Origin of the sequence: Rheinheimera muenzenbergensis (assembly GCF_036984005.1) — a bacterium.
Taxonomy (GTDB): Bacteria; Pseudomonadota; Gammaproteobacteria; order Enterobacterales; family Alteromonadaceae; genus Alishewanella; species Alishewanella muenzenbergensis.
Genome location: NZ_JALAAR010000004.1, coordinates 1 through 21,598, shown reverse-complemented (window position 1 = coordinate 21,598; position 21,598 = coordinate 1). Strand labels below are relative to the sequence as shown.

The window sequence follows — 21,598 nt, the reverse complement described above, 5'->3', positions numbered from 1 at the left end:
GTTAGATATTGTAGGGTTAATTGCAATGAAATAAGCCTTTAAAGTCGCTGGGGATCAGTCCGGTCCAGCGCTTAAAAGCACGGCGAAAGTTATGCTCGTCTGAATAGCCCAGTTTCTGTGCTAATTGACGGTTGGAGTAAAGGCCCTGTTGCAGCAAGGTGCGGGCGGCATCGCGGCGCACCTCGTCAAGCAGCGTGGCAAAGTTAGTGTTATGTTGGCTTAGTTGGCGTTTTAAGCTGCTGCTGCTCAGGCCGAGGGCGGCGGCAACCTGGTCCTGATTCAGCAGTTGTGGCAGCGCGCGGCGCTGCAGCCGGCAAATGCTTTCCGGTAAAGCACGTTGTTTAGGTAGTACCCGGTTTAGCTGACGACAGGTGCGGCGTGCGGCGTTAAACCGGCTTGCATCGGCATCAATAAAGCTTTGTTGCCATAACGACTGCGCAATACTTATGCTGTCACAAGGTTGATTAAAGCTGACATCACAGCCCCAGTACAGTTGATGTTGCAGCGGCTGACCACTGGCGTTTTGTTGCAACTGTATGCTTACGCCGTGACTGTCGCCCAGTTGCTGCTTGATTAAACTCAGCAGCAATGAACACAGCATACTCAGCATAAAGCCGTGCTGAGCCCCCAGGCCCAGCGCCGGTTTAACTTCAATAAGGATACGTTGCTGCTGTTGATACAAGCGCGCATAGAGGCCGGGAAACAGCTGATGGCGAAAGTACAGCAACTGTTGCAGTGCCTGGCGCAGGTTTTGTGCGTACTGCAGGCTTTGGCACAGTGAAATATAACGGTTGTTCAGTAACGCTGTGCCCAATAGAAACGGCAATTCCGGGCTGTTTAACTGTTGCTGGCAATTTTGCAGCAGTTTTAACCAGTCGCTGTGGTGCAGGCGGCCATGTGGTTTAGTTAAATCCTGCTCAAATATAGCGGTGCCGCTTAACAGCTTGTGCAGTAAGGCTCCGCGGCGCTGCGCTAAGGCCAGCAGTTCGGTGCTGCCATGTTGCAGCAACAGCACCTTATCCTGGTAACCGAAGCAGCGCCTATTCATCAGACGTGCTGCAAATTGAGTGCAGCGGTTTGCTTGGCTAACGCCAGCGCCGCATCTGCCGCTTGCAGTGCGCTATCGGCGCTGTCTTGTTGCACGGCGATGTTTGCCACAGTTAATTGCGGTTGGTCGTGTGCGCCATCGGGGGCGCAAAGCTGTTGGCGTAACTGCTGGCGTAAATGCTGCGCCATGATCTGTGCCTGCGGTAAGGCGGTATTGGGCAGTAGCGCAATAAAACGGTCACCGGCATAGCGGCATACCACATCACTGTGCCGTAGCTGGTTGCTGAGTAATTCACTTACCCGGCTAAGGTAAGCGTCACCGGCTGCCATGCCGAAACGACGGTTAAAACCGGCAAAATTATCAATATCTAACACCAGTAAGCTCAGGGCTTTATGCTGACTTTTATGCAATTCAATTTCGCGCTGCAATACCGCTCGCAGGTAGTCCATGCCGTAAAGTTGTGTCAGCGGGTCAATCAGCTGGTGATCGCGTAAAAACAGCTCCCGGCCACGTAACTGGCGGTTAATGGCCCGTTGTTCGCGGTGCCAACCAACCAGGCCATAGGTTAGCACCAGCATGCCAACCGGTGCGGGTAAGGATTCCAGCCAGCTCATAAGCCGGACATGTTCCGGATAGCGGATAAACTCATCGAGCAAATCAAGAAAATAAGAAAATACCAGCAGTAAGCTGCCGTAATACAACCACTCGGTTACCCGGCCGGCAGGGCGGCTACTGATGATCAACCCCAGCCAGCCGCACGCGACCAGCAGGGTCGTGCCTTCCCCCAGTATATCCAGTGCGTCAAGTTCAATCTGGGGTTTAGCATCGCCGGCATTAATGGCCAGCAGCAAGCCGCCAGCCAGCAGTAGCAGGCTCAGCAGTATTTTATAGCGGTGTTGTCGCCACATAGTCAGGTAATTCCGGCAAATAAAGGCAATTTTCCGCTGGCTGTATGACAGCTACATGACAGGCTTTGGCCTTTCTGCCAGAGCGCTGCGCTGTTAAGACCCGGGTCAGAACAGCGCAACGGCTGTTGTTAACAAACGGCGTTTTGTCACAGAAGCACGGCAGACTTTGCTGCAACTATTCGTATTGACGAGAGAGCCAGCAATGAAAAAAAACACAACTAAACCTTGTTCCCTGAGCCGTGTTGCCTGTGCTGTCAGCCTGGCATTTAGCAGCGTTGTTACGCCGGTGTTGGCGGAGGCTGATGTGCAAGAGTATATTGAGCATATCGAAGTCGTGGGGCAGTCAGGTGCAGTTAGCAAAGCATTGAACCGTCAGCGCAATGCTGCAGGCATTATTACCGTTGCCAGTACTGATGAGCTGGGGCAGTTTCCGGATAGTAATGTCAGCGAAGCCTTGCAGCGCTTGGCTGGGTTATCGGTAGAACGTGATCAGGGCGAAGGCCGCTTTGTCCGGGTGCGTGGTTTAGCGCCAGACTACAACGCTGTTACTTACAACGGCACTCAGTTGGCTGCGCCGGAAGCCGGGCGTAGGGCCGTTGCGCTGGATGTGATCCCATCCGAATTGTTAGAGTCGGTTGAGGTCAGCAAAACCCTGACCCCTGATATGCCTGCCGGTTCTTTGGGCGGTACCGTCGAGATTAAAAGCTTATCGGCGTTTGACCGTAGCAACGATTTTTACTCCTTCAGCGCTGAGGCGGGCTACAACGAGCTGCAAAGCAAAACCAGCCCTAAATTATCCGGTGTTTTTAGCAAGATATTAGACGTAGCCGGTGAAACTGACAGTTTAGGCGTGGCGCTGGCGGCAAGTTTCGCCGAGCGTAAATTTGGCTCCGACAACGTTGAAACCGGCGGCAGCTGGGATTTTGACGAGGGGCTGGAAGAGTTTGAACTGCGTGACTATAGCATCAGCCGTAAACGCCTGGGGCTGGCGCTGAATGTAGATTATCGGCCAGGTAACAACAATGAATATTACCTGCGTACGCTATACAGTGAGTTTAGCGATGATGAAACGCGTCAGGGTTTAGTTGTTGAGTTGGCAGAGCCGCAGTTTGCCGGTGCGCTGGGGGAAGCCGAATTACTGCGCTCGCTAAAGCAGCGTGAAGAAACCCAGACTATCAGCGCAGTAGTTGTTGGCACCAAACAAATTTCCGGCAACTGGCAATGGTCGCTCGAAGCCGGCGTCAGTAAAGCCGATGAGGATACGCCCTTTAATATCGCCGCGGCTGACTTTGAGCAGGAGTTTGACGCAGGTGTTGGCTTTAACGGCAGCAGGATATTGCGCCTTGCTGCACCGGCAGAGGCCTATTTGGGCGATGGCTATGAGCTGAAAGAAGTGGAAATGGGTGATACCTACGCCAAAGAAACCGAACGTAATATCCGTTTTGACGTCAGCCGTGAAATTATGCAGGCCAAGGGCAGTTTAACGTTAAAAACCGGTGCTAAATTCAGCCAGCGCGAGAAAACTGCCGCCGAAGATGTCTGGTTGTTTGAAGACTTCGAGGATGCCGGCATCAGTGCATTACGTCTGGCTGATTATGCCGGCGGCAATATCGATTACAGCCTGAGTAATATGGGGCCGGCAGTTAACAGCAACAGTATTTATCAGCTGGTCAACACACTTAACCGTGATGATTTTATTGATGAAGTTGAGTCACAAATTAATGACTATCAGATTGATGAAGATATCAGTGCTGCCTATGTTATGGCACAGTGGGAACGCGACAACTGGCAGCTAATTGGTGGCGTACGTTTTGAACACGAAAAGCGCGATGCCGCAGGTAGCCGGTATGATGCCATTAACGAAGTCTTCAGTGCCAACCAGGTCAGTAGCTCTGACGACTACTGGTTACCTGCTGTAGTTGCACGCTATAACCTGTCTGAGCAAAGCATTCTGCGGGCGGCGTTTAGCACCGGTCTGGTAAGGCCTAACTTTGAACAGCTGTCGCCAGCGTTTATTTTGGAGGAAGATGACGGTGAGCTTGAAGCTGCCTTTGGTAACCCACAGCTTAAAGCGCTGACGACCAACAACCTGGACCTGGGTATTGAACACTATGCCGACAAGCTTGGTGTCGTGTCTGCAATGCTGTTTTATAAAGAGATAGACAATTTTATCTATGAAGCAGACTTGGCTGGCCGTGGCGACTATGTCGATTTTGCCAAAGCTGAAAGCTTTGTTAACGGCGGCAAAGCCGAATTATATGGTCTGGAACTCAACGCTATTCATAAGCTATCCGGTTTTGGCAACTGGCTGGATAATCTGTTGCTGTCGGCCAATTTAACGCTGACCGATTCTGCCGCTGATATCGCATGGTTTGACGAGGGTACCTTATTTAGCCGTGAAGTAGCGTTGCCGAGCCAATCAGATAAAACTGCAAACCTGAGCCTGGGGTATGAAACTGACAGCATCAGCCTGCGGCTGGCAGCCAATTATAAATCCAAATATCTGGCAGAAGTGGGCGACATAACGGACAGCGCTTATGATGTGTACTCAGACGATCATCTGCAGTTGGATTTTACCGCTAAGTGGACTTTTACCCGCGGCATGCAGCTGTATTTTAATGTGGTTAACCTGAATGACGAGCCGTATTACGCCTACACAGGCCGTAAGCCCTATAACTTCCAGTACGAACAATATGGCCGCACTGTGGTGCTGGGCGTGCAGATCACCAATTGGTAAGCAAGGACAGCATCATGTTAGTAGCGAAAAAGTTAGCCACGAAAAATACATTTATACGCAGTGCTGTCAGTTTAGTGCTGGCCGCATTGCTCGGTGCATGTCAGGCCGGCAAGCCCGCCTTGTCGCAGTCAACCGAGGCGGCATATAGCGCGCAGCCTTTAGCCATCAACGCCAGTCATTACCATCAGATACAGCTGGCCGGGCAAGATTATCAGCTGTTTACCACAGCAACAGCCTTGCAGATCCATACCGCAGAGCGCGAGTTGGCGCACCAGAGCGGAAAGTTCAGCCGTTTAACGTTGCAGCGATTAGACAGCGATGTCGTATTGCTGGCCGCGATGGACACAGACACTAACCGCTTATATCTGTGGCGTTTTGCACCGGACGAAGCGCCAGAGCTGCAACTTATGCATCAGCAGCTGATCAGCAGCCGGGTGGTAGAGGATTTGTGCTTTTATCACAGCAGTGAAAATCAGCAGCTAACGGTATTTTTACTGGGTGATCGTGGTGGTGCCGACCAGTTGCTGTTACAACAGCAGGCGAATTGGCTGACGCAACCTGTGGTGATCCGCCAGCTTAATATTCCTTACGACGCCACAGCCTGTGGCGTCGACCAGCAAAACGGCGCCCTGTATATCGCAGAAGCCGATCGCGCTATCTGGCGCTATCAGGCTGAGCCTGAAGCTGATGAAGGCCGCAGTCTGCTGCAGGTTGCTCAGCCTTTTGGCCAGTTGCAAGGCGAGGTTAAAGCACTGCAGCTGCTAAATGATGGCAGCGTGCTGGCGCTGGAAGAGCAGCCGGCGCGCTTGCTGCAAATCGGTAGCAGCGGTGTGGTATTAAACGCTGTCGCTGTGCCGGCTGTTGCTGAAGCCAGCGGTTTAACCGTGCAGCAGCAGGCTACTCGTGTCACGGCCTATATCAGCAGCGAACAGGCCGACGGCGTACAGCAGCTTAGATTAGCGGTACCGGCTAACACAGTGCCGGCCAAAAAAGCCGCCGTAGTGCAAGTTATGCCAACCCGGCAAACTGAAGCGGCCAGTCAGCGCGGTGATGTGATGGACGACCCGGCGGTATGGCATCATCCGGCAGAGCCGGCACTTAGCCTGATACTGGCCACCGATAAACGCGCCGGCCTGGATGTGTATTCCATGCAGGGGAAGCGCGTGCAGCAGCTTAGCGTGGGCCGGTTAAATAACGTTGACGTGCGCTATGGCCTGCAATGGCAGGGCAGTGCGCATGATATCGCCGCAGCCAGCTTACGGGATGATAACAGCCTGCAACTGTTTGCGATTGATAACAGAGGTAAGCTACACAATGCCGGTAAGGTTGCCACAACTATGGCTGATATTTATGGCCTCTGTATGTACCAGAGCAGTAAAACCGGCGCACACTTTGTGTTTGTTAACGATAAATCCGGCCTGATCCAGCAGTATCGTATTGATAGCGATGGCGATAATTGGCGGGGCAGCTTAGTGCGTCAATTACAGCTACCGTCACAACCTGAAGGCTGTGTGGCCGATGATAACAGCGGTGTACTCTTTGTTGGTGAAGAAGACGCGGGCATCTGGCGTTTTGCCGCTGAGCCTGAGGCAGCCGGTACGGGTGAGCAAATTATTCTGGTTGATGGCACAACCCTGGTTGACGATGTAGAAGGCCTGGCTTTGGCAACGCACGGCGACAGTCAATACCTGGTAGTGTCCAGCCAGGGTAACGACAGCTATGTGGTGTATGACGCTGTTGCGCCTTATGCGCTGCGCCTGCGTTTTCGTGTTACCACTAACCCGCAGCTGGCGATAGATGGCAGTTCAGAAACCGACGGTCTGGAGGTCACTACACGCTCATTGGGGCCGAGCTTTGAACAAGGCGCCTTAATCGTGCAGGATGGCCGTAACCGCATGCCAGAGCAAGGGCAAAACCTGAAGTTAGTGCCCTGGGCGGATATACTGCAGCAACTAAAATAGCCATAACAACAGAGGCCGCGTTAATCGCGGCCTCTGTCATTTACGCTCTGCATTTTGTATCGGCTAATTCAGCTTTGCTGCCAGGCAACGCTCGACAATATTTTTAATTTTTAATGGTGAAAATGGCTTGGCAATAAAACCGCTGGCACCGGCGGCAATACTTTGCTGCACGTTATCAATAGAATTATGCGCAGTAACCATGACGACATGGGTTTTGTCGGCCTGGGTTTTAATTTGTTGCAGTAATTGCTGGCCATTGATGTCTGGCAATTCAATATCTAAAAACACCAGATCATGCTGGTGCTGATTAAACACAGACAGGCCGCGGCTACCACTGGACGCTTCATGCACCTGAGTAATACCTAAGTGCATTAAGGTCTGGCGCAGGTATTCGCGCACTGTGTAGGCATCGTCAATAATCAACACCGAATATTGTTGCCGGGTCATCGCAGGTCCTTTGCTGTAATAGCCAAATCATCAAAGTGTAATGCATATCGGTCGCAATGCCGAGATGGCGGCCAATTTTAGGTACTTTTGCTGAACGACAGATGAATTTGCTGTTCAGGTTAGCGGTATAGTTGTTGAGTCGGCATTACTTTTTGTTTCAACTTTATTGCCATATTGTAGGTAGTTGCTATTTTTAGTCTGTACCTTTAACAAACTCAAACAAGGATTTAGTTGCTATGCGCCGTAATATGCCGGTTACAAACACAGAACGCACTTTTCCACCGAACCAGAAGTTAATTTCCAATACCGATTTAAATGGCAATATCCGCTACTGCAACGATGCCTTTATTGAGATCAGTGGTTTTACCAAAGCTGAGCTTGTCGGCCAGCCCCACAATATAGTTCGGCATCCGGATATGCCGCCTTTGGCCTATAAAATTATGTGGGAGCACTTAAAAGCCGGTAAACCCTGGATGGGGCTGGTAAAAAACCGCAGTAAAAATGGCGATTTTTACTGGGTAGATGCCTATGTTACCCCGGTTACGGAAAGCGGTAAGGTGGTTGGTTATGAATCCGTGCGCTCTTGTCCGTCACGTACCGATGTACAGCGTGCTGACAAACTCTATGCCGCCATCAATAATGGCAAATTTAAAGCCAGCCGTTTTCATCTGCATTATTCGGCGGCAGCCTTTGTTGTTGCGCTGATAATCTCCTGGTGGCTGAATGCGCAAGGTTATCCGGCAGCTGGTATGGGGTTAATGACGCTATCGGCGTTAGCCTTTGCAGTATGGGCTGTTACGAGTAAAAAAAATGCGCTAAACAGTGTCAAAACGTTGCTGGCAAATGCCTTTAGCCATGAACTGGCGGTAAAAACCTTTACCGATGATGCGCAAGATGTCGGTGAGTTAAAAGTGGCGGTAATGAGTTCTAAAGCGCATTTAGGCGCAGTACTCACCCGGATGGAAGACTCGGCCAGAAGCGTGTCGCGACAATCAGATCTTGGTTTGGAGCTGGCGCAATCGTCAATCCAATTAATTCAGCGCCAACAGCAAGAAACCGAACAAACCGCGGCAGCCATGCATCAAATGACGACTACCATTGCTGAAGTGTCAAAACATGTGCAGGAAACGGCTGAGCGGGCAGAGCAATCGAATGAACTGGCCGGGCGTAGCCGGCAAACGGCAGCGGTAACCCGTAAAGCCATTGAAGAGCTACGCCAGACCGTCACTGAAATTAGCAATTCAGTGAGCGAAGTGTCCGAACAAACCAAAAAAATTGCCACCGTGGCGCAAATGATTGAACAAATTGCCGAGCAAACCAATTTACTGGCATTAAACGCGGCAATTGAAGCGGCACGGGCTGGGGAGCAGGGGCGTGGTTTTGCCGTCGTGGCCGATGAAGTGCGCAACCTGGCGCAACGTACGCAAAATTCGACAAAAGAAATTCACCAAATTATCAGTGATTTAACCAGCCGAGCCGATACAGCTGTGCGGGTGGCGCAAAACGGTACTGCCGGGGCGGAAACGGGCCTTAGCCGGGTTAAAGAAACCGAAGAAATGCTAAATGGTATTTCCGACGCCGTTGGCAGTATCGCGAATATGTCTATTCAAATGGCCGCCGCGGTAGAGCAGCAAGCCAATGTGGCCGAAGAGGTAAATCAGCAGGTCGTCAACATTTCAAATCTCGCCAAGGACAGTTTAACCGAAGCGGGCAATTCCGCTGACAGTATTGAGAAACTGCAACAGATATCGAATGAGCTGCATGAGTTGGTAGTGCGGTTTGCCCGATAGCAATTAAGACAAATAAAAAGGCCAGCTTAAGCTGGCCTTTGTCGTTGCAACAGTAAATATCTGTTAAACCATGATATTAATGTTTTGTCCCAGATTACCTACCGGCGAAGACGCCTGAATTTGTGCTGAGCTTTGCGCAGCACCCTGCAGTAATGTCATTGCCATCTGAGCTTGCAGGTTTTGCTGCTTCTTAGCCATAACGGCGCCAAGTACCTCAAAACCCTGGGCTGCTGACGCAGCGCCAACGGATTGACTCATAGTTACCTCCTATGCCAATTCCTCAAGACTGTAGCGGCAGCAGGAAACATAACTTTAGCTATTTTTTTATTTTTGCTGAAAAAAGCCGCCAATGCAGGCGGCTTGTTGATGCCAGCCAAGAAAGGCTAGGAAGCCTGGATCAGCGCCGTTTGCTGGGCTTTAATTTGTGAGTGTGATAACGCTGGCACCGGCAAGGTGCTGCCGCTGTTTGCCGGTTTTAATGAGCGTACCGGCCGGGTAGGGCCTTTTTTCACTAATCCTTTAAACATTGGCTCTGGTTTGGTAACGGCTTTACCCAGGCGGGCAGCGATAGCGGCCTGAATATCGGCGGCTGTGTAACCAGCTTTTATTTTCATGCGCAGATAGGGCACACCAGCGGCATCTAAGGCGCCATTAACAAACCAGTCTGGTACCGCCTTGTGGCCTTCTTTACTGGAATTATTCACTAAATCCAGTACCGCTACGACGCTAAAGTCTGCCGGATCGCATAAGACAAAATCGAGGTATTTGGCATTGAGCTTTAGCATAGTGCTGGCGCGGGTTTTGCCACTGATGCCGCCTTTAAGCTCCATTACATCTGCCAGTTTTACCCGGTTGAGGATTTTATATTCTGTTGCTACAGCTTTTTCCAGTAACTGCATAAAGCTACGTTCGACCGGGCTGAACAAACTGGATTTTTTCTGTAACGGAAACGGATTGCCGCTTTCAGTAAAGCGATGCGCAACCAAAGCAACCACAACCACCAATAGTAAAATTAACAGCAGGACAAATTCCATGCGTACCTCCGACAGAAAATTGACACGGCGTCTGACACGCCACAACACTGTGATTTTTAAAGCATAGGTTGTGCCAATGTTGCGGGAAGAATTTCAACCTTATCATTTATGTTGCGAATGGCTGGCATTGTTTGCATTGATGTATTTTATGACTAAAAAGCGCTTATAGTAACAAAGTACCCCCTGATCCTTTGCTGCTGTATTAGCAGTAAAGGCTTTGGCAGCAAAAAAGGACAACCTTATGACAGCAAGTATCAGCCGTGCCGGTTTAACAATTAACGCGCCGCTACATGATGGCTATGACACTATTTTAACCGAGCAGGCCTGCGCCTTGCTGGTTGAACTAACGCGCGAGTTCCGGCCGCGCTTAACTGCGCTATTAACTGCGCGTCAAAGCACACAGCAGCGTTACGACGACGGTGCTTTACCGGATTTCTTGCCACACACGGCTAATATTCGTCAGTCTGACTGGCAGGTAGCGCCGATCCCGGCCGATTTGCAGGACCGACGGGTTGAAATTACCGGACCGGTCGATCGTAAGATGATCATCAATGCGCTAAACGCCGATGTAAAAGTGTTTATGGCCGACTTCGAAGACTCGCAGGCACCAAGCTGGGCCGGTGTAATTGAAGGCCAGATAAACCTGCGCGATGCCAACCTGGGCACCATCAGTTATACCGATGAGCAAAGCGGTAAACACTATGCTTTAAAAGATAATCCGGCATTGTTAATTGCGCGGGTACGTGGCTTGCACTTGTGGGAAAAACACCTGTTAGTTGATGGCGAACAGATCCCGGGCGGTTTGATGGATTTTGCCTTGTATTTTCTGCATAACTACCAAACCCGGCTGACTAAGGGCACGGGTGTTTACTATTACCTGCCTAAGTTGCAAAGCCATTTGGAAGCCCAGTGGTGGGACGAGGTATTTCGATTTACTGAGCAGAAGTTTAATCAGCCAATAGGCACAGTGCGTGCCACGGTATTAATTGAAACCCTGCCGGCTGTGTTCGAAATGGACGAAATTCTGTACATGCTGCGTGAGCATATCGTGGCGTTAAATTGCGGCCGTTGGGACTATACTTTTAGTTATATCAAAACGTTAAATAACCATCCGGACCGTATTTTGCCAGATCGGCAAGTGGTTACGATGAAGCAGCCGTTTTTAAATGCTTACTCGCGTTTACTGATCAAAACCTGTCATAAACGTGGCGCGCTGGCAATGGGAGGCATGGCGGCTTTTATTCCGGCCAAAGATGCTGAGCAAAATGCGGCAATTCTGGCCAAAGTGACTGCAGATAAAGAGCTGGAAGCCAGTAACGGCCACGACGGTACCTGGGTAGCGCATCCTGGCCTGGCCGCTACTGCAAATGCGGTATTTGCCAAATACCTGCCCGGCAGCAAGCCAAATCAGCTGGAAGTTAGCCGCAGTGATGATGAAGAAATTACTGCAGCCCAGCTACTTGCGCCCTGTGACGGTGAACGCACTGAAGCAGGTATGCGCACTAACATTCGGGTAGCGCTGCAATATATAGCCGCCTGGATCAGCGGTAAGGGCTGCGTGCCCATTTATGGCCTGATGGAGGATGCCGCCACGGCAGAGATTTCACGTACCTCAATTTGGCAGTGGATTAAACATGGTAAAAGCTTAAGCAATGGCAAACTGATCAGTAAGGCGCTATTTGCCTCCATGTTAGCAGAAGAAGCGCAAGTGGTTCGCTCAGAGGTAGGTGAAGTACTGTGGGCAGAGCAAAATTTTGCCCGGGCGCAAACTTTACTGCTTGATATTACGACTTCTGATCAGTTGGTAGATTTCCTAACCCTGCCAGCCTATCAGCTGCTGGACTGAACCTCAGTCCAGAGCAACAAGACCAAGGCGCTGTAATACGGACAGCGCCTTTTTCCAGCCAGCTGGCCACATTTAGTAATAATTTATTGCGGTTATTGCGGTAAAGTTACAGTTGTTATGCTCAGCGCTGCATATTAAGATACATGCCGTTCCAATTCTGTTAAACCACATATAACTGGCATCAAGATAGCCTGTCTTATTACAACAAGGAGTTTTTAATGCGTAAAACGCTGATCGCCGCAGCTGTTATAGCCGCCGGAGCTTTTGCCTATTACCAGCTGAGCGGTGCCGGTACTGAAGCGGCTATACCTGAGCTGGACTATGTGCCGGCCGATACGGTAATGTTTTCTGGTCAATTTAAACCGGTTAATGTAACCGACTATCTGAAAAGTATCGGTTTTGGCCCACAATATTATGCAAACCCTGAATTCGACCAGGTGTTACAAGACCTGGTTGACAGCGCGGATAATGCACCCCAGGTTAAATTTCTGGTGGCTTTATTGCGCGATTATCTGGCGATGCTATCGTCAGGGCAGGATTTTAGTGCTAAATCCGGCTTTAAAAATGACATGCGTAATCTGATGTATATGGTTGGTATGTCACCGGTGTTGCGAATGGAAGTCTCTGATACTAATGCTTTTTTAGCGATTTTTGACCGGGCAGAGCAAGAAAGTGGATTTAGCCACCAGCCAGTGAGTAATGCCGATGTCAGTTACCGGCGCTACCGTTTTGAGCATGAAGCTGTGCAGCTTGATTTACTGGTCACGGTAAAAGATGGTTGGGGCACCCTGGCGATCACGTCTGACAGTTTAGCGTCGGCTAATATCAGCCAGTTACTGGCCGTTGCTAAGCCGGCAAAAAATTTCAACTCTGAGCAGGTATTAACCAAGCTGGCGGATAAGTATAACTTAAGCCAGGATGCCATTGGTTTTATCAGCTTTACCGAATTAGCGAAAGGCCTGACGTCAGCAGATGGCAACCGTCTGGCGCAGGATATCCAAACTGTTTTTGCCTCCGAGCTGGATGCTATCGCTGACTGGCGCAGTGCCGAGTGTCAACAAGATGTTGGCACTATTACACAAAACTGGCCGGGTGTATTTTTTGATGGCGAGCTGGATTACAGTAGTAGCAACGTTGCCCGGATCAGCAGCAATATGCTGTTGGCCAGCAGTAATAAAACCGTGCTTAGCGCCTTATCTAGCTTACGCGGCTACTTACCGCCACATATGCAAAGCAATAGCAATGCGGCAATGTTTCATTTCGGCCTAGGCTTGGATCCGGTACAGCTAAGCTCTGCTGTTGGCAAAGTCTGGTCAGAAATGACCGAGCCGGCATACAGCTGCCAGCCATTGGCTGAGTTGCAACAACAACTGAAGCAATCTAACCCGGTGGCAATGTTGGCGATGGCCGGCATGGCGAATGGCGTGCAGGGTATGTCGGTAACGATAAACAACCTGGCGCTGGACAGCGCGACTATGCAGCCGACTGCAATGGATGCCTTAGTGAGCGTGTCAGTGGCGAATGCCAGAACCTTTATCAGCGGTTTAACGGCGCTTAACCCGGAGCTGGCCGATATAGAGTTACCGCAAGTTGGCGAAGAAGCCGAGCTGGCTCAGTTTGTGCCGCAGGCGGCGATGTTTGGCGTTGAGGCAAAACTGAAGCTGGCAGATGACCATGTGTTAGTGTACAGCGGCAGCACAGCCAAGCAACAGGCCGATGCTGTGGCAGCAAGTAAGCTGGAGAAAAATGGTTTGTTCAGCATGGGGCTGGATTATGCTGCGTTCTTCCAGACGCTGGCTCAGGCCATGGAAAGCTCCGGCCAGCCGGTACCGGACGACTTTAAAGCCTTACAGCAAATGGATATGGCGCTGACGATGTCGGTTGACATAACTGAGCAGGGTATTCAAACGAAAACCCATATGGAAATTGGTTCAACAGCGCAATAAGGTTTCTGTTACCTGTATCCGCACAAGCCCACTGCAGAAGTGGGCTTTTTTAATCCAACTCGGCTGCCGTTTCGACGATCAACCGGCGAAACCAGATATGGCTGGCATCCTGATGTAACAATGGGCTCCAAATCATCTTCAGTTCAATCGACGGTATGGCAAAGGGCGGGTCCATAATGGCCATTGTCGGGTCTTTATCGTATAACCGTGCTGCGCGGCTGGGTAATGTAGCAATCAAATCGATGCCTACCGCTAAGTGCATAGCAACATGATAGTTACGGGTAAATACCGAAATATTGCGCTGCTTACCCAGTTTTGCCAACGCTTCATCCACCCAGCCCAGTTTTTGCACATCTTTAGGGTCCATGCCGACACCTACGCCAAAACCGGTTTTACTTACCCAGATATGTTGCGCTTTTAAGTAGCTGTCTAAATTAAAGTTTTTCAGTACCGGATTATTTGCATTGATCAGGCAGGAAAAACTGTCACGCCAGACCGTTTTTTGATGGAACGATTGCGGCAGTTGGTCAAAACGGTTAATCGCCATGTCGACTTTGCCGTTTTCAACATCATGAAAGGTCACATCAGACGGTGTCATTATGTCCAGACTGGTATGGGGGGCCAGTACCCGCATTTTTTTTAATAAGGCCGGTATTAAGGTCGAAGCGGCATAGTCGCTGGCCATAATACGAAACACGCGCTGGCTGTGCAGCGGTTCAAAGTCTTTGTTTGGCTGCAGGGTTTCTTCCAGCGTTAACAATACACCGCGTACTACCGGAGCCAGCTCACGGGCGCGCTCGGTTGGCACCATGCCATCTGAAGTACGCACTAAGATAGGATCATTGAGTAAATCACGCAGCCGTTTTAACCCATTGCTCATCGCCGGCTGGGTAATATTCAGCTGATTGGCGGCACGGGTTACGTTTTTCTCCCGCAGCAGCACATCTAAGTACACCAGCAGGTTTAAATCCATCTTATTAATATTCATCAGTTTAATAGCCTGAGCTCTTTTCATCACTATTCTGAATCATAGCATTGCTAGTCGGGCGCTCGTCAAGCCAACTTTGCTATTAATGCTGTGAATGGCCAGCATCACAAAAATCATCTTTATGAATTATGAAAATGAAACCTATAGTGTAAGGCAACAGGTAGCACATCAGCCTGGGAACAGTCAGCGTCCGGCAAGCCGGGCATCAAGCAAAAAGAGGATACTGCTATGTCAGCTTACCAAGATGCAATACAACAAATCGCCAGCTTACGTCAGCAAAACGGTGACGCATGGAGTGCGATAAACCCCGAGTCTGCTGCCAGGATGCGGGCGCAAAACCGGTTTCATACCGGGCTGGATATTGCCAAATACACGGCAAAAATTATGCGTGCTGATATGGCCGCTTATGATGCTGACAGCAGCCAGTATACTCAATCATTAGGTTGCTGGCATGGCTTTGTTGGGCAGCAAAAACTGATCGCCATTAAGAAACATTTCGGTACTACCAAACGTAAATACCTGTATTTATCCGGCTGGATGATAGCGGCACTGCGTTCTGAGTTTGGTCCGCTGCCGGATCAGTCCATGCATGAAAAAACGGCTGTGCCGGCATTGATTGCAGAGTTGTATACCTTTTTAAAGCAGGCCGATGCCCGTGAACTGGGCGGATATTTCCGTGAGCTGGATGCGGCTAAAGCGGCCGGCGACAGTGCTAAAGCCGCGGCCGTGCAAAGCAAAATTGATAACTTTGAAACCCACGTCGTGCCAATTATTGCCGATATTGATGCCGGTTTTGGCAACGAAGAAGCCACCTATTTGCTGGCAAAAAAAATGATTGAAGCCGGTGCCTGTGCCATTCAGATTGAAAATCAGGTGTCGGACGAAAAACAGTGCGGCCATCAGGACGGCAAGGTAACAGTACCTCATGCTGACTTTCTGGCGAAAATTAACGCGGTGCGTTACGCCTTTTTAGAGCTTGGCGTGGACGACGGCATTATCGTCGCCCGCACTGATTCATTGGGCGCCGGTCTAACCAAACAAATTGCCGTGACCAACGAGCCGGGCGATCTGGGTGATTTATACAACAGCTTTTTAGACGGTGATGTCATAAATGGTGCGGACGATATTGCCAATGGCGATGTAGTGGTAAAAGCCAATGGCAAGCTGCTTAAGCCAAAACGCTTAGCCAGTGGGTTATTCCAGTTTAAACAGGGTAGCGGTATTGATCGGGTGGTTTTAGATTGTATTACCTCGTTGCAACACGGCGCCGACTTGTTGTGGATTGAAACTGAGAAGCCGCACGTTGGCCAGATCGCAGAAATGGTAAACCGCATTCGTGAAGTGGTGCCTAATGCCAAACTGGTGTACAACAACAGCCCTAGCTTTAACTGGACGTTAAACTTCCGCCAGCAGGTCTTTGATGCCTGGCAAGCCTCTGGCAAGGACTTGTCCGCTTACGATAGAGCTTCGCTGATGAGCGCCGAGTACGATGCTACAGAACTGGCGCTGGAAGCGGATAACCGTATCCGCACTTTCCAGGCTGATGCGGCGCGTGATGCTGGTATTTTCCATCATTTGATTACTTTGCCAACCTATCACACAGCGGCACTGTCTACGGACAACCTGGCAAAAGAGTACTTTGGCGCAGCGGGCATGCTGGGTTATGTAGAAGGAGTACAGCGCAAGGAGATCCGTCAGGGTATTGCCTGTGTTAAACACCAGAATATGTCAGGCTCTGATGTCGGTGACGACCATAAAGAATATTTCTCTGGTGAAGCGGCGTTAAAAGCCGGTGGTGCGCATAACACCATGAACCAGTTCTAACGCGTTACGCTACGTGGTCAGGCAACTGACAGTTTGGGCAGCCATTGGCTGCCCTTTTTTTAAAATTTCATAAATAATTCATCATTGCTTTATTTTTAATCACACTATTTGCAATAGTGTGCTTGTAGTCTGACTGCTGTAGCCAGGACTCTACGTTTATAACAACAACCTTGAGAATAATAACAATGCATAAAAACAGCGTTTCACTTTGTTTGCTTGCCGGTTTTTGTTTTACCGCACAAGCAACAATATTAAATGGTGGCTTTGAGCAATGGAGCGCCAATCAGCCGCTCGATTGGAGCCTGATTGACAGTGGCATTACGCTGAGTCCATCTACCACTATAAAGCTTGTTGGCGATAAAGCGGCTGCCATTACTGTTAACAGCAGTGATCAGGCCAATACCGATATGCGACAGTCAGTGAGTGTCAGCGCCGGTCAAACGTATAACTTCAGCACTGCGGTTCACCACACTGAAGGCAATGTCCGCGCCAGGCTTTATGTCAATGGCTATCAGGGCTACTCTAATGAGAACCTGACCGGGCAATGGCAAACGTTAAGCTACAGTTATACGGCAAGTAGCACTACCACGATTGAAGTGGGACTGCGGTTTTATGACGTCAGCGGTTTTGACGGCAGCGAGTTGGTGTATGTTGATGACTTCCAGCCAAGCACCACGCCGGTTGAACCACCGCCCACAGGTTGCGCGGCAACCACGGCAACCTTTTCGTTAACCACAGACGGCTATGCCAGTGAAACCAGCTGGCAACTGACAGATAGCAATAACCAACAGCCCTATGCCAGTGGCAGCCTGAGTAACAACAGCAGTTACACCGAGCAGTGGTGCCTGGCTGACGGTGATTATAACTTCCGCATTGATGACAGTTACGGTGATGGTATCTGTTGTAGCTATGGCAGTGGTAGCTACAGTTTGAGCATAAACGGTACTGAAGTGTTCAGTGGCGCTGATTTTACCTATCAGCAAACCCATGCCTTTACAGTGGGCAGCAGTGGAGGTGGTAACGGCACCGATCTGGATGCGTATTACGCCGATGCGGCAGGGCTAACCGGCTATACGTTAAAAACTGCTTTGCATAATATTATTAAAAGTCATACGGCGCAGGGTTACAGCGCCTTGTGGACGTTTTATACCGTTAATGAGCTGGACAATTACTACGAGCAAGACGGCTCTATTTTAGATATTTACTCAGAAAACCCGGCGGCAAATGATCCTTATGTTTATGCGGCTAGCGTTAATCAGTGTGGCACCTACAACAGTGAAGCTGATTGTTATAACCGTGAGCATTCGTTTCCACGCAGCTGGTTTGGCGGTGCGGTAGAACCGATGAACTCAGATGTACATCATATCTTTGCCACTGACGGTTTTGTTAATTCAAAACGCAGCAGCTTTCCGTACGGTAACGTCGGCAGCGCCAGTTACACCTCGGCGAACGGCTCTAAACTTGGCACAGCGTTAAGCAGCACTGGCTATAACGGCATAGTGTTTGAACCAATTGATGAGTTTAAAGGCGATATTGCCCGGGCGTATTTCTATATGGCGACCCGCTATCAGGATCAGCTAACGGCGTGGCAAAGCAACAGCACTGAAGCCAATGCTGCCTTAAATGGTACCAGTACTCAGGTATTTGAAAGCTGGCTACTATTGCTGTTAAAACAATGGCATCAGTTAGATCCGGTTAGCCAGAAAGAACAAGATCGCAACGAGGCGGCCTATCAATATCAGGGCAATCGTAACCCCTTTATTGACCATCCGCAGTTTGTCAGCGCGATCTGGGGAAATTGAAGCAATCGAAGCAAAACTAAAACGCCAGCGTAAAGCTGGCGTTTTTCCAGTGCGCTACAGAGCTTAGTAACGCTGCTGCACATAATTAACCACATCCTGATATTTATCCTGCATTAAGCGGATATGCTCATGTATGGTCGACCAGTCGCTTTCTTCGGCGGCTTTTTCCAGCTTTACCGCCTGCTCGGCCAGGGCTAGCGCTCCGGCACTTTTTGCCACCGATTTAAACTGATGGGCCACCGCCCGCACAGCGCTGCGATCCTGATTATGCAGATGGCTGTTAAGTTGCTGCAGTAAACCAGCCGCGTGGCTTACAAAGAAGTTCAGGTGTTCTTCATGCTTGGCCGGATCATTGCCAAGATAGTTGGCAATAGTGGTAAAGCAGATGGGGGAGCCTTGCTGGTGGTGATCCTGCAGCGCCGCTGGCTGCTTTTTGTAATCGGTAAGCGGTAACCAGCGCGACAAGATGCTTTCCAGCGTTGCCAGTTCTATCGGTTTTGTAATGTAACCATCCATACCGATACTGAGGCATTTTTGTTCTTCGCCTTTCAGAGCATTGGCGGTAACGGCCACAATACGGGTAAATGCTATGCCTTCTGAGCTATGCAGGCTCTCTTTGCGTATGGCCTGCGCCAGATCATAACCACTCATATTCGGCATATGTAAATCAGTCAGGATCAATGGATAATGGAAACGACGCCATTTTTCCAGCGCGATAGCGCCATCATCAGCCACTTCGACGGCATAACCCAGAGCATTCAGCTGGTCGACGATAACACGTTGATTCATTAGATTGTCTTCGGCCAGCAACACCAGCCGGCCTTCTTTACGAGCCTGCTGAATAGAAGGCGCTGCCGCCGTGGGCGATTTTTCACCGGCGTAAACCGGTTTGGCTTTGCGCTTGGCGGCAATGAGTACCGCATCATACAGATGGCTGCGGCAAATCGGCGAGCTGTGCAGATAATAGACTTTCTCACTGCTTTGCTCGGTCAGTTCTACCTGATTAGTGATAACAACAAACTGTACCTGATTCATTGTAGGCAATTGTAGCAATTGCTCTATTTCTGCTGCGGAAATTTGCTCATAGGTGGCGTCTAATACCCAGACTGCAGCTTGCTTGGGCGGTAAAGGCTGCATTGCCTGAGCTCTTTTGTATAAGGCGTCGAAGCTGTTGGCAATTTCAAGATCGGCACCGGCAAAGCTGAAGTAAGCCTGCAAATGAGTTTGATTATGTACATCAGTAGTAAACAGACACAGGTGTATATCGCGCAGCAGTTCTTTGTCCAGATAGGCAATTTCATCTGAGCGGCGCATCGGTATACGTACGCTGAACTCGGTGCCTTTATCAACCTGGCTGTTAACATTAATGTCGCCATACATCAGTGTGGTTAAGCGCTGACAGATAGATAAACCCAGGCCGGTGCCGCCAAATTTACGTGTAATAGAACCTTCTGCCTGGTTAAATGGCTGAAACACATAACTTATTTGGCGTTGCGTCATGCCCTTGCCATTGTCGGTAATGCTGAACTGGATCTGGCTGAAGTCCATGTTCTCTTCCAGCTGCTCTGCTTTAATCAGCACCAGGCCGGTTTTTTCCGGCGTAGTCTGGGTAAATTTAATCGCATTACCGGCCAGATTGTACAATATTTGCCGCAATCGCACCGGGTCGCCAATCAGGCCATCCGGAATACGCGGGTCAATAAATAACTTAAGATCAATTTGTCGCTGATAAGCCACCGAAACTAAAATGCGGCCAACGGCTTCAATGATATCTACCAGCGATAACGGAATGGTTTCCAGTTCCAGTTTGCCGGCCTCAATTTTCGAGAAATCGAGAATATCATCCAGAATACGTAGTAACGAGAAGGATGATTCGCGGATGGTGTCGGTCATGCGAAATTGCGATGTCGACAGCTGGGTTTTACGTAATAAGTCGATAGTGCCGATGATGCCATTCATAGGTGTGCGAATTTCATGGCTCATCGTTGCTAAAAAGGTCGATTTTGCCTCATTAGCTTTTTCTGCTGTCAGCTTGGCGGTTTCCAGTGCGTCTGTACGTTCTTTAATACGGGTATCGACTTCCTGTTTCAGTGTTTTGATATTTTGCTCAGAATCAAGTAACGCCTGCTGTGATTGCTCTATTTTGCGAAACAGTTGGTTGATATGGCTGCCCAGTACTCCGTAACTGTCACTGTTGTGACTTTCCAGGCTGGTATTAAATTGTTGCTTGCCCAGAGCGTGGTCAGTGCCGTCCAGCAACGGTTTTAACCGCCGGCTAAAAAAGCCCGATATAGCGCTGGCAAAAAAACCACTTAACAGCAGGCCAAGTAATAAACTGACGCCAAAAGCCGCGCCATAAGGCCACATCGCTTTTATTTCCAGCTGCTGTACTTGTATAAGTAGCGCTTTGCGCTCGGCATTCAAGCTAATTATGTGGTGTACCACCAGAAACTCGCCATCCAGCTTGCTTTGCTCCTGCCATAAGGGTTGTGGCACATAACCCTGCACGCTTTGCGTATTGGCAACCAGCTCGGCGTCTTGCCGATCAGCCTGGCGGTAAAGGTACGTCGCCCGGGTCACATCGCCATTGCGGGCTTGGGCCAGCATTTGCTCGACGGCAGAGAAATTACTTTGTGCCATCAGAGGTTGTACAACCCGGCCTAGTAACTTGCTATCGGCTACCAGCCGGTCGAGCTTCTTTTCAGCAAATGCCGGATCAGACTGTTGTAACAGCATGAACAGTGCCGCCTGTACCAGCAAGGTAAGGATTGACAGCAATGCCAGGCGCTTAAAAATCGGTTTACTAAAGGAGGTATTTTCCATTCGCGTTCCAATACTTTACTGCAAGCGGGGCAGTTTGATTATTATTTGGCTTATTGTAACAACTTTTTAGGCTTTAAGCAGGCGGCATCTTTACACCTGTTATTAGCGTTTTTTTTCGACATTAAGCTGCTAATTTCGGCAGTTTGCTTAGTTAATAAGCTAACGCGCTATCGCTTTTAAAATATCTGTTGACTTAAGATCGCAAAATCCGTTTAATACGACCCGCGTTGCCCAGATAGCTCAGTCGGTAGAGCAGCGGATTGAAAATCCGCGTGTCCCTGGTTCGATTCCGGGTCTGGGCACCATTAAATTTTGGTGCTAAGTTGTTGCAAATTAACAGATTTAAACAGCTTTTGCCACAATGATATGCCGCTTTAGCTCAGTTGGTAGAGCAACTGACTTGTAATCAGTAGGTCATCCGTTCGACTCGGATAAGCGGCACCA

At 49.7% G+C, this 21,598-nt stretch carries 14 protein-coding genes and 2 tRNA genes; 9 read left to right on the top strand and 7 right to left on the bottom strand.

Annotated features, from left to right (window positions below; translation table 11 throughout):
- Positions 1–16: 16 nt before the first annotated feature.
- Both MN202_RS05695 and MN202_RS05690 read right to left on the bottom strand, forming a co-directional pair.
- Positions 17–1,048, bottom strand: a complete 1,032-nt coding sequence (locus tag MN202_RS05695; RefSeq protein WP_335735129.1) for a helix-turn-helix domain-containing protein — start codon at positions 1,046–1,048, stop codon at positions 17–19.
- Positions 1,048–1,956: a GGDEF domain-containing protein gene (locus MN202_RS05690; protein ID WP_335735128.1), complete on the bottom strand. Its 909-nt coding sequence runs from the start codon at positions 1,954–1,956 to the stop codon at positions 1,048–1,050. The genes MN202_RS05695 and MN202_RS05690 overlap by 1 nt, the downstream gene beginning before the upstream one ends.
- Before the next feature lie 202 nt (positions 1,957–2,158).
- Here MN202_RS05690 and MN202_RS05685 point away from each other — a divergent pair, with 202 nt between their 5' ends.
- Both MN202_RS05685 and MN202_RS05680 read left to right on the top strand, forming a co-directional pair.
- A complete protein-coding gene (locus MN202_RS05685; protein WP_335735127.1) occupies positions 2,159–4,693 on the top strand; it encodes a TonB-dependent receptor in 2,535 nt (844 codons plus the stop codon).
- Positions 4,694–4,707: 14 nt separating this feature from the next.
- Positions 4,708–6,654: a phytase gene (locus tag MN202_RS05680; RefSeq protein ID WP_335735126.1), complete on the top strand. Its 1,947-nt coding sequence runs from the start codon at positions 4,708–4,710 to the stop codon at positions 6,652–6,654.
- A 63-nt stretch (positions 6,655–6,717) separates the two neighbouring features.
- Here the strand turns inward: MN202_RS05680 and MN202_RS05675 are convergent, their stop codons facing one another.
- Positions 6,718–7,101, bottom strand: a complete 384-nt coding sequence (locus MN202_RS05675) for a response regulator (protein ID WP_335735125.1) — start codon at positions 7,099–7,101, stop codon at positions 6,718–6,720.
- A gap of 236 nt (positions 7,102–7,337) precedes the next feature.
- Between MN202_RS05675 and MN202_RS05670 the strand changes: the two genes are divergently transcribed.
- Positions 7,338–8,891: a methyl-accepting chemotaxis protein gene (locus MN202_RS05670; protein WP_335735124.1), complete on the top strand. Its 1,554-nt coding sequence runs from the start codon at positions 7,338–7,340 to the stop codon at positions 8,889–8,891.
- A gap of 63 nt (positions 8,892–8,954) precedes the next feature.
- Here the strand turns inward: MN202_RS05670 and MN202_RS05665 are convergent, their stop codons facing one another.
- Both MN202_RS05665 and MN202_RS05660 read right to left on the bottom strand, forming a co-directional pair.
- Positions 8,955–9,149, bottom strand: coding sequence for a hypothetical protein (locus MN202_RS05665; RefSeq protein WP_335735123.1), 195 nt, complete (start codon positions 9,147–9,149; stop codon positions 8,955–8,957).
- A 125-nt stretch (positions 9,150–9,274) separates the two neighbouring features.
- Positions 9,275–9,925 (bottom strand): DUF2726 domain-containing protein, encoded by a 651-nt coding sequence (locus MN202_RS05660; RefSeq protein WP_335735122.1) that lies wholly within the window; start codon positions 9,923–9,925, stop codon positions 9,275–9,277.
- A gap of 241 nt (positions 9,926–10,166) precedes the next feature.
- Between MN202_RS05660 and aceB the strand changes: the two genes are divergently transcribed.
- Both aceB and MN202_RS05650 read left to right on the top strand, forming a co-directional pair.
- Positions 10,167–11,771 (top strand): malate synthase A, encoded by a 1,605-nt coding sequence (gene aceB / locus MN202_RS05655; protein WP_335735121.1) that lies wholly within the window; start codon positions 10,167–10,169, stop codon positions 11,769–11,771.
- A 218-nt stretch (positions 11,772–11,989) separates the two neighbouring features.
- Positions 11,990–13,717, top strand: coding sequence for a hypothetical protein (locus tag MN202_RS05650; RefSeq protein WP_335735120.1), 1,728 nt, complete (start codon positions 11,990–11,992; stop codon positions 13,715–13,717).
- 49 nt (positions 13,718–13,766) lie between these two features.
- Here the strand turns inward: MN202_RS05650 and MN202_RS05645 are convergent, their stop codons facing one another.
- Positions 13,767–14,705, bottom strand: a complete 939-nt coding sequence (locus tag MN202_RS05645; RefSeq protein ID WP_335735119.1) for a LysR family transcriptional regulator — start codon at positions 14,703–14,705, stop codon at positions 13,767–13,769.
- Positions 14,706–14,933: 228 nt separating this feature from the next.
- On the opposite strand from MN202_RS05645, the gene MN202_RS05640 reads away from it, so the two are divergent.
- Both MN202_RS05640 and MN202_RS05635 read left to right on the top strand, forming a co-directional pair.
- On the top strand, positions 14,934–16,529 hold the full coding sequence (locus tag MN202_RS05640) for an isocitrate lyase (protein WP_335735118.1): 1,596 nt from the start codon (positions 14,934–14,936) through the stop codon (positions 16,527–16,529).
- Positions 16,530–16,714: 185 nt separating this feature from the next.
- A complete protein-coding gene (locus MN202_RS05635) occupies positions 16,715–18,331 on the top strand; it encodes an HNH endonuclease signature motif containing protein (protein ID WP_335735117.1) in 1,617 nt (538 codons plus the stop codon).
- A gap of 63 nt (positions 18,332–18,394) precedes the next feature.
- Here MN202_RS05635 and MN202_RS05630 read toward each other — a convergent pair whose 3' ends face one another.
- A complete protein-coding gene (locus tag MN202_RS05630) occupies positions 18,395–21,154 on the bottom strand; it encodes a hybrid sensor histidine kinase/response regulator (protein ID WP_335735116.1) in 2,760 nt (919 codons plus the stop codon).
- A 229-nt stretch (positions 21,155–21,383) separates the two neighbouring features.
- Between MN202_RS05630 and MN202_RS05625 the strand changes: the two genes are divergently transcribed.
- Positions 21,384–21,459 (top strand) — tRNA-Phe (locus tag MN202_RS05625).
- A 63-nt stretch (positions 21,460–21,522) separates the two neighbouring features.
- Positions 21,523–21,598, top strand: a tRNA-Thr gene (locus MN202_RS05620).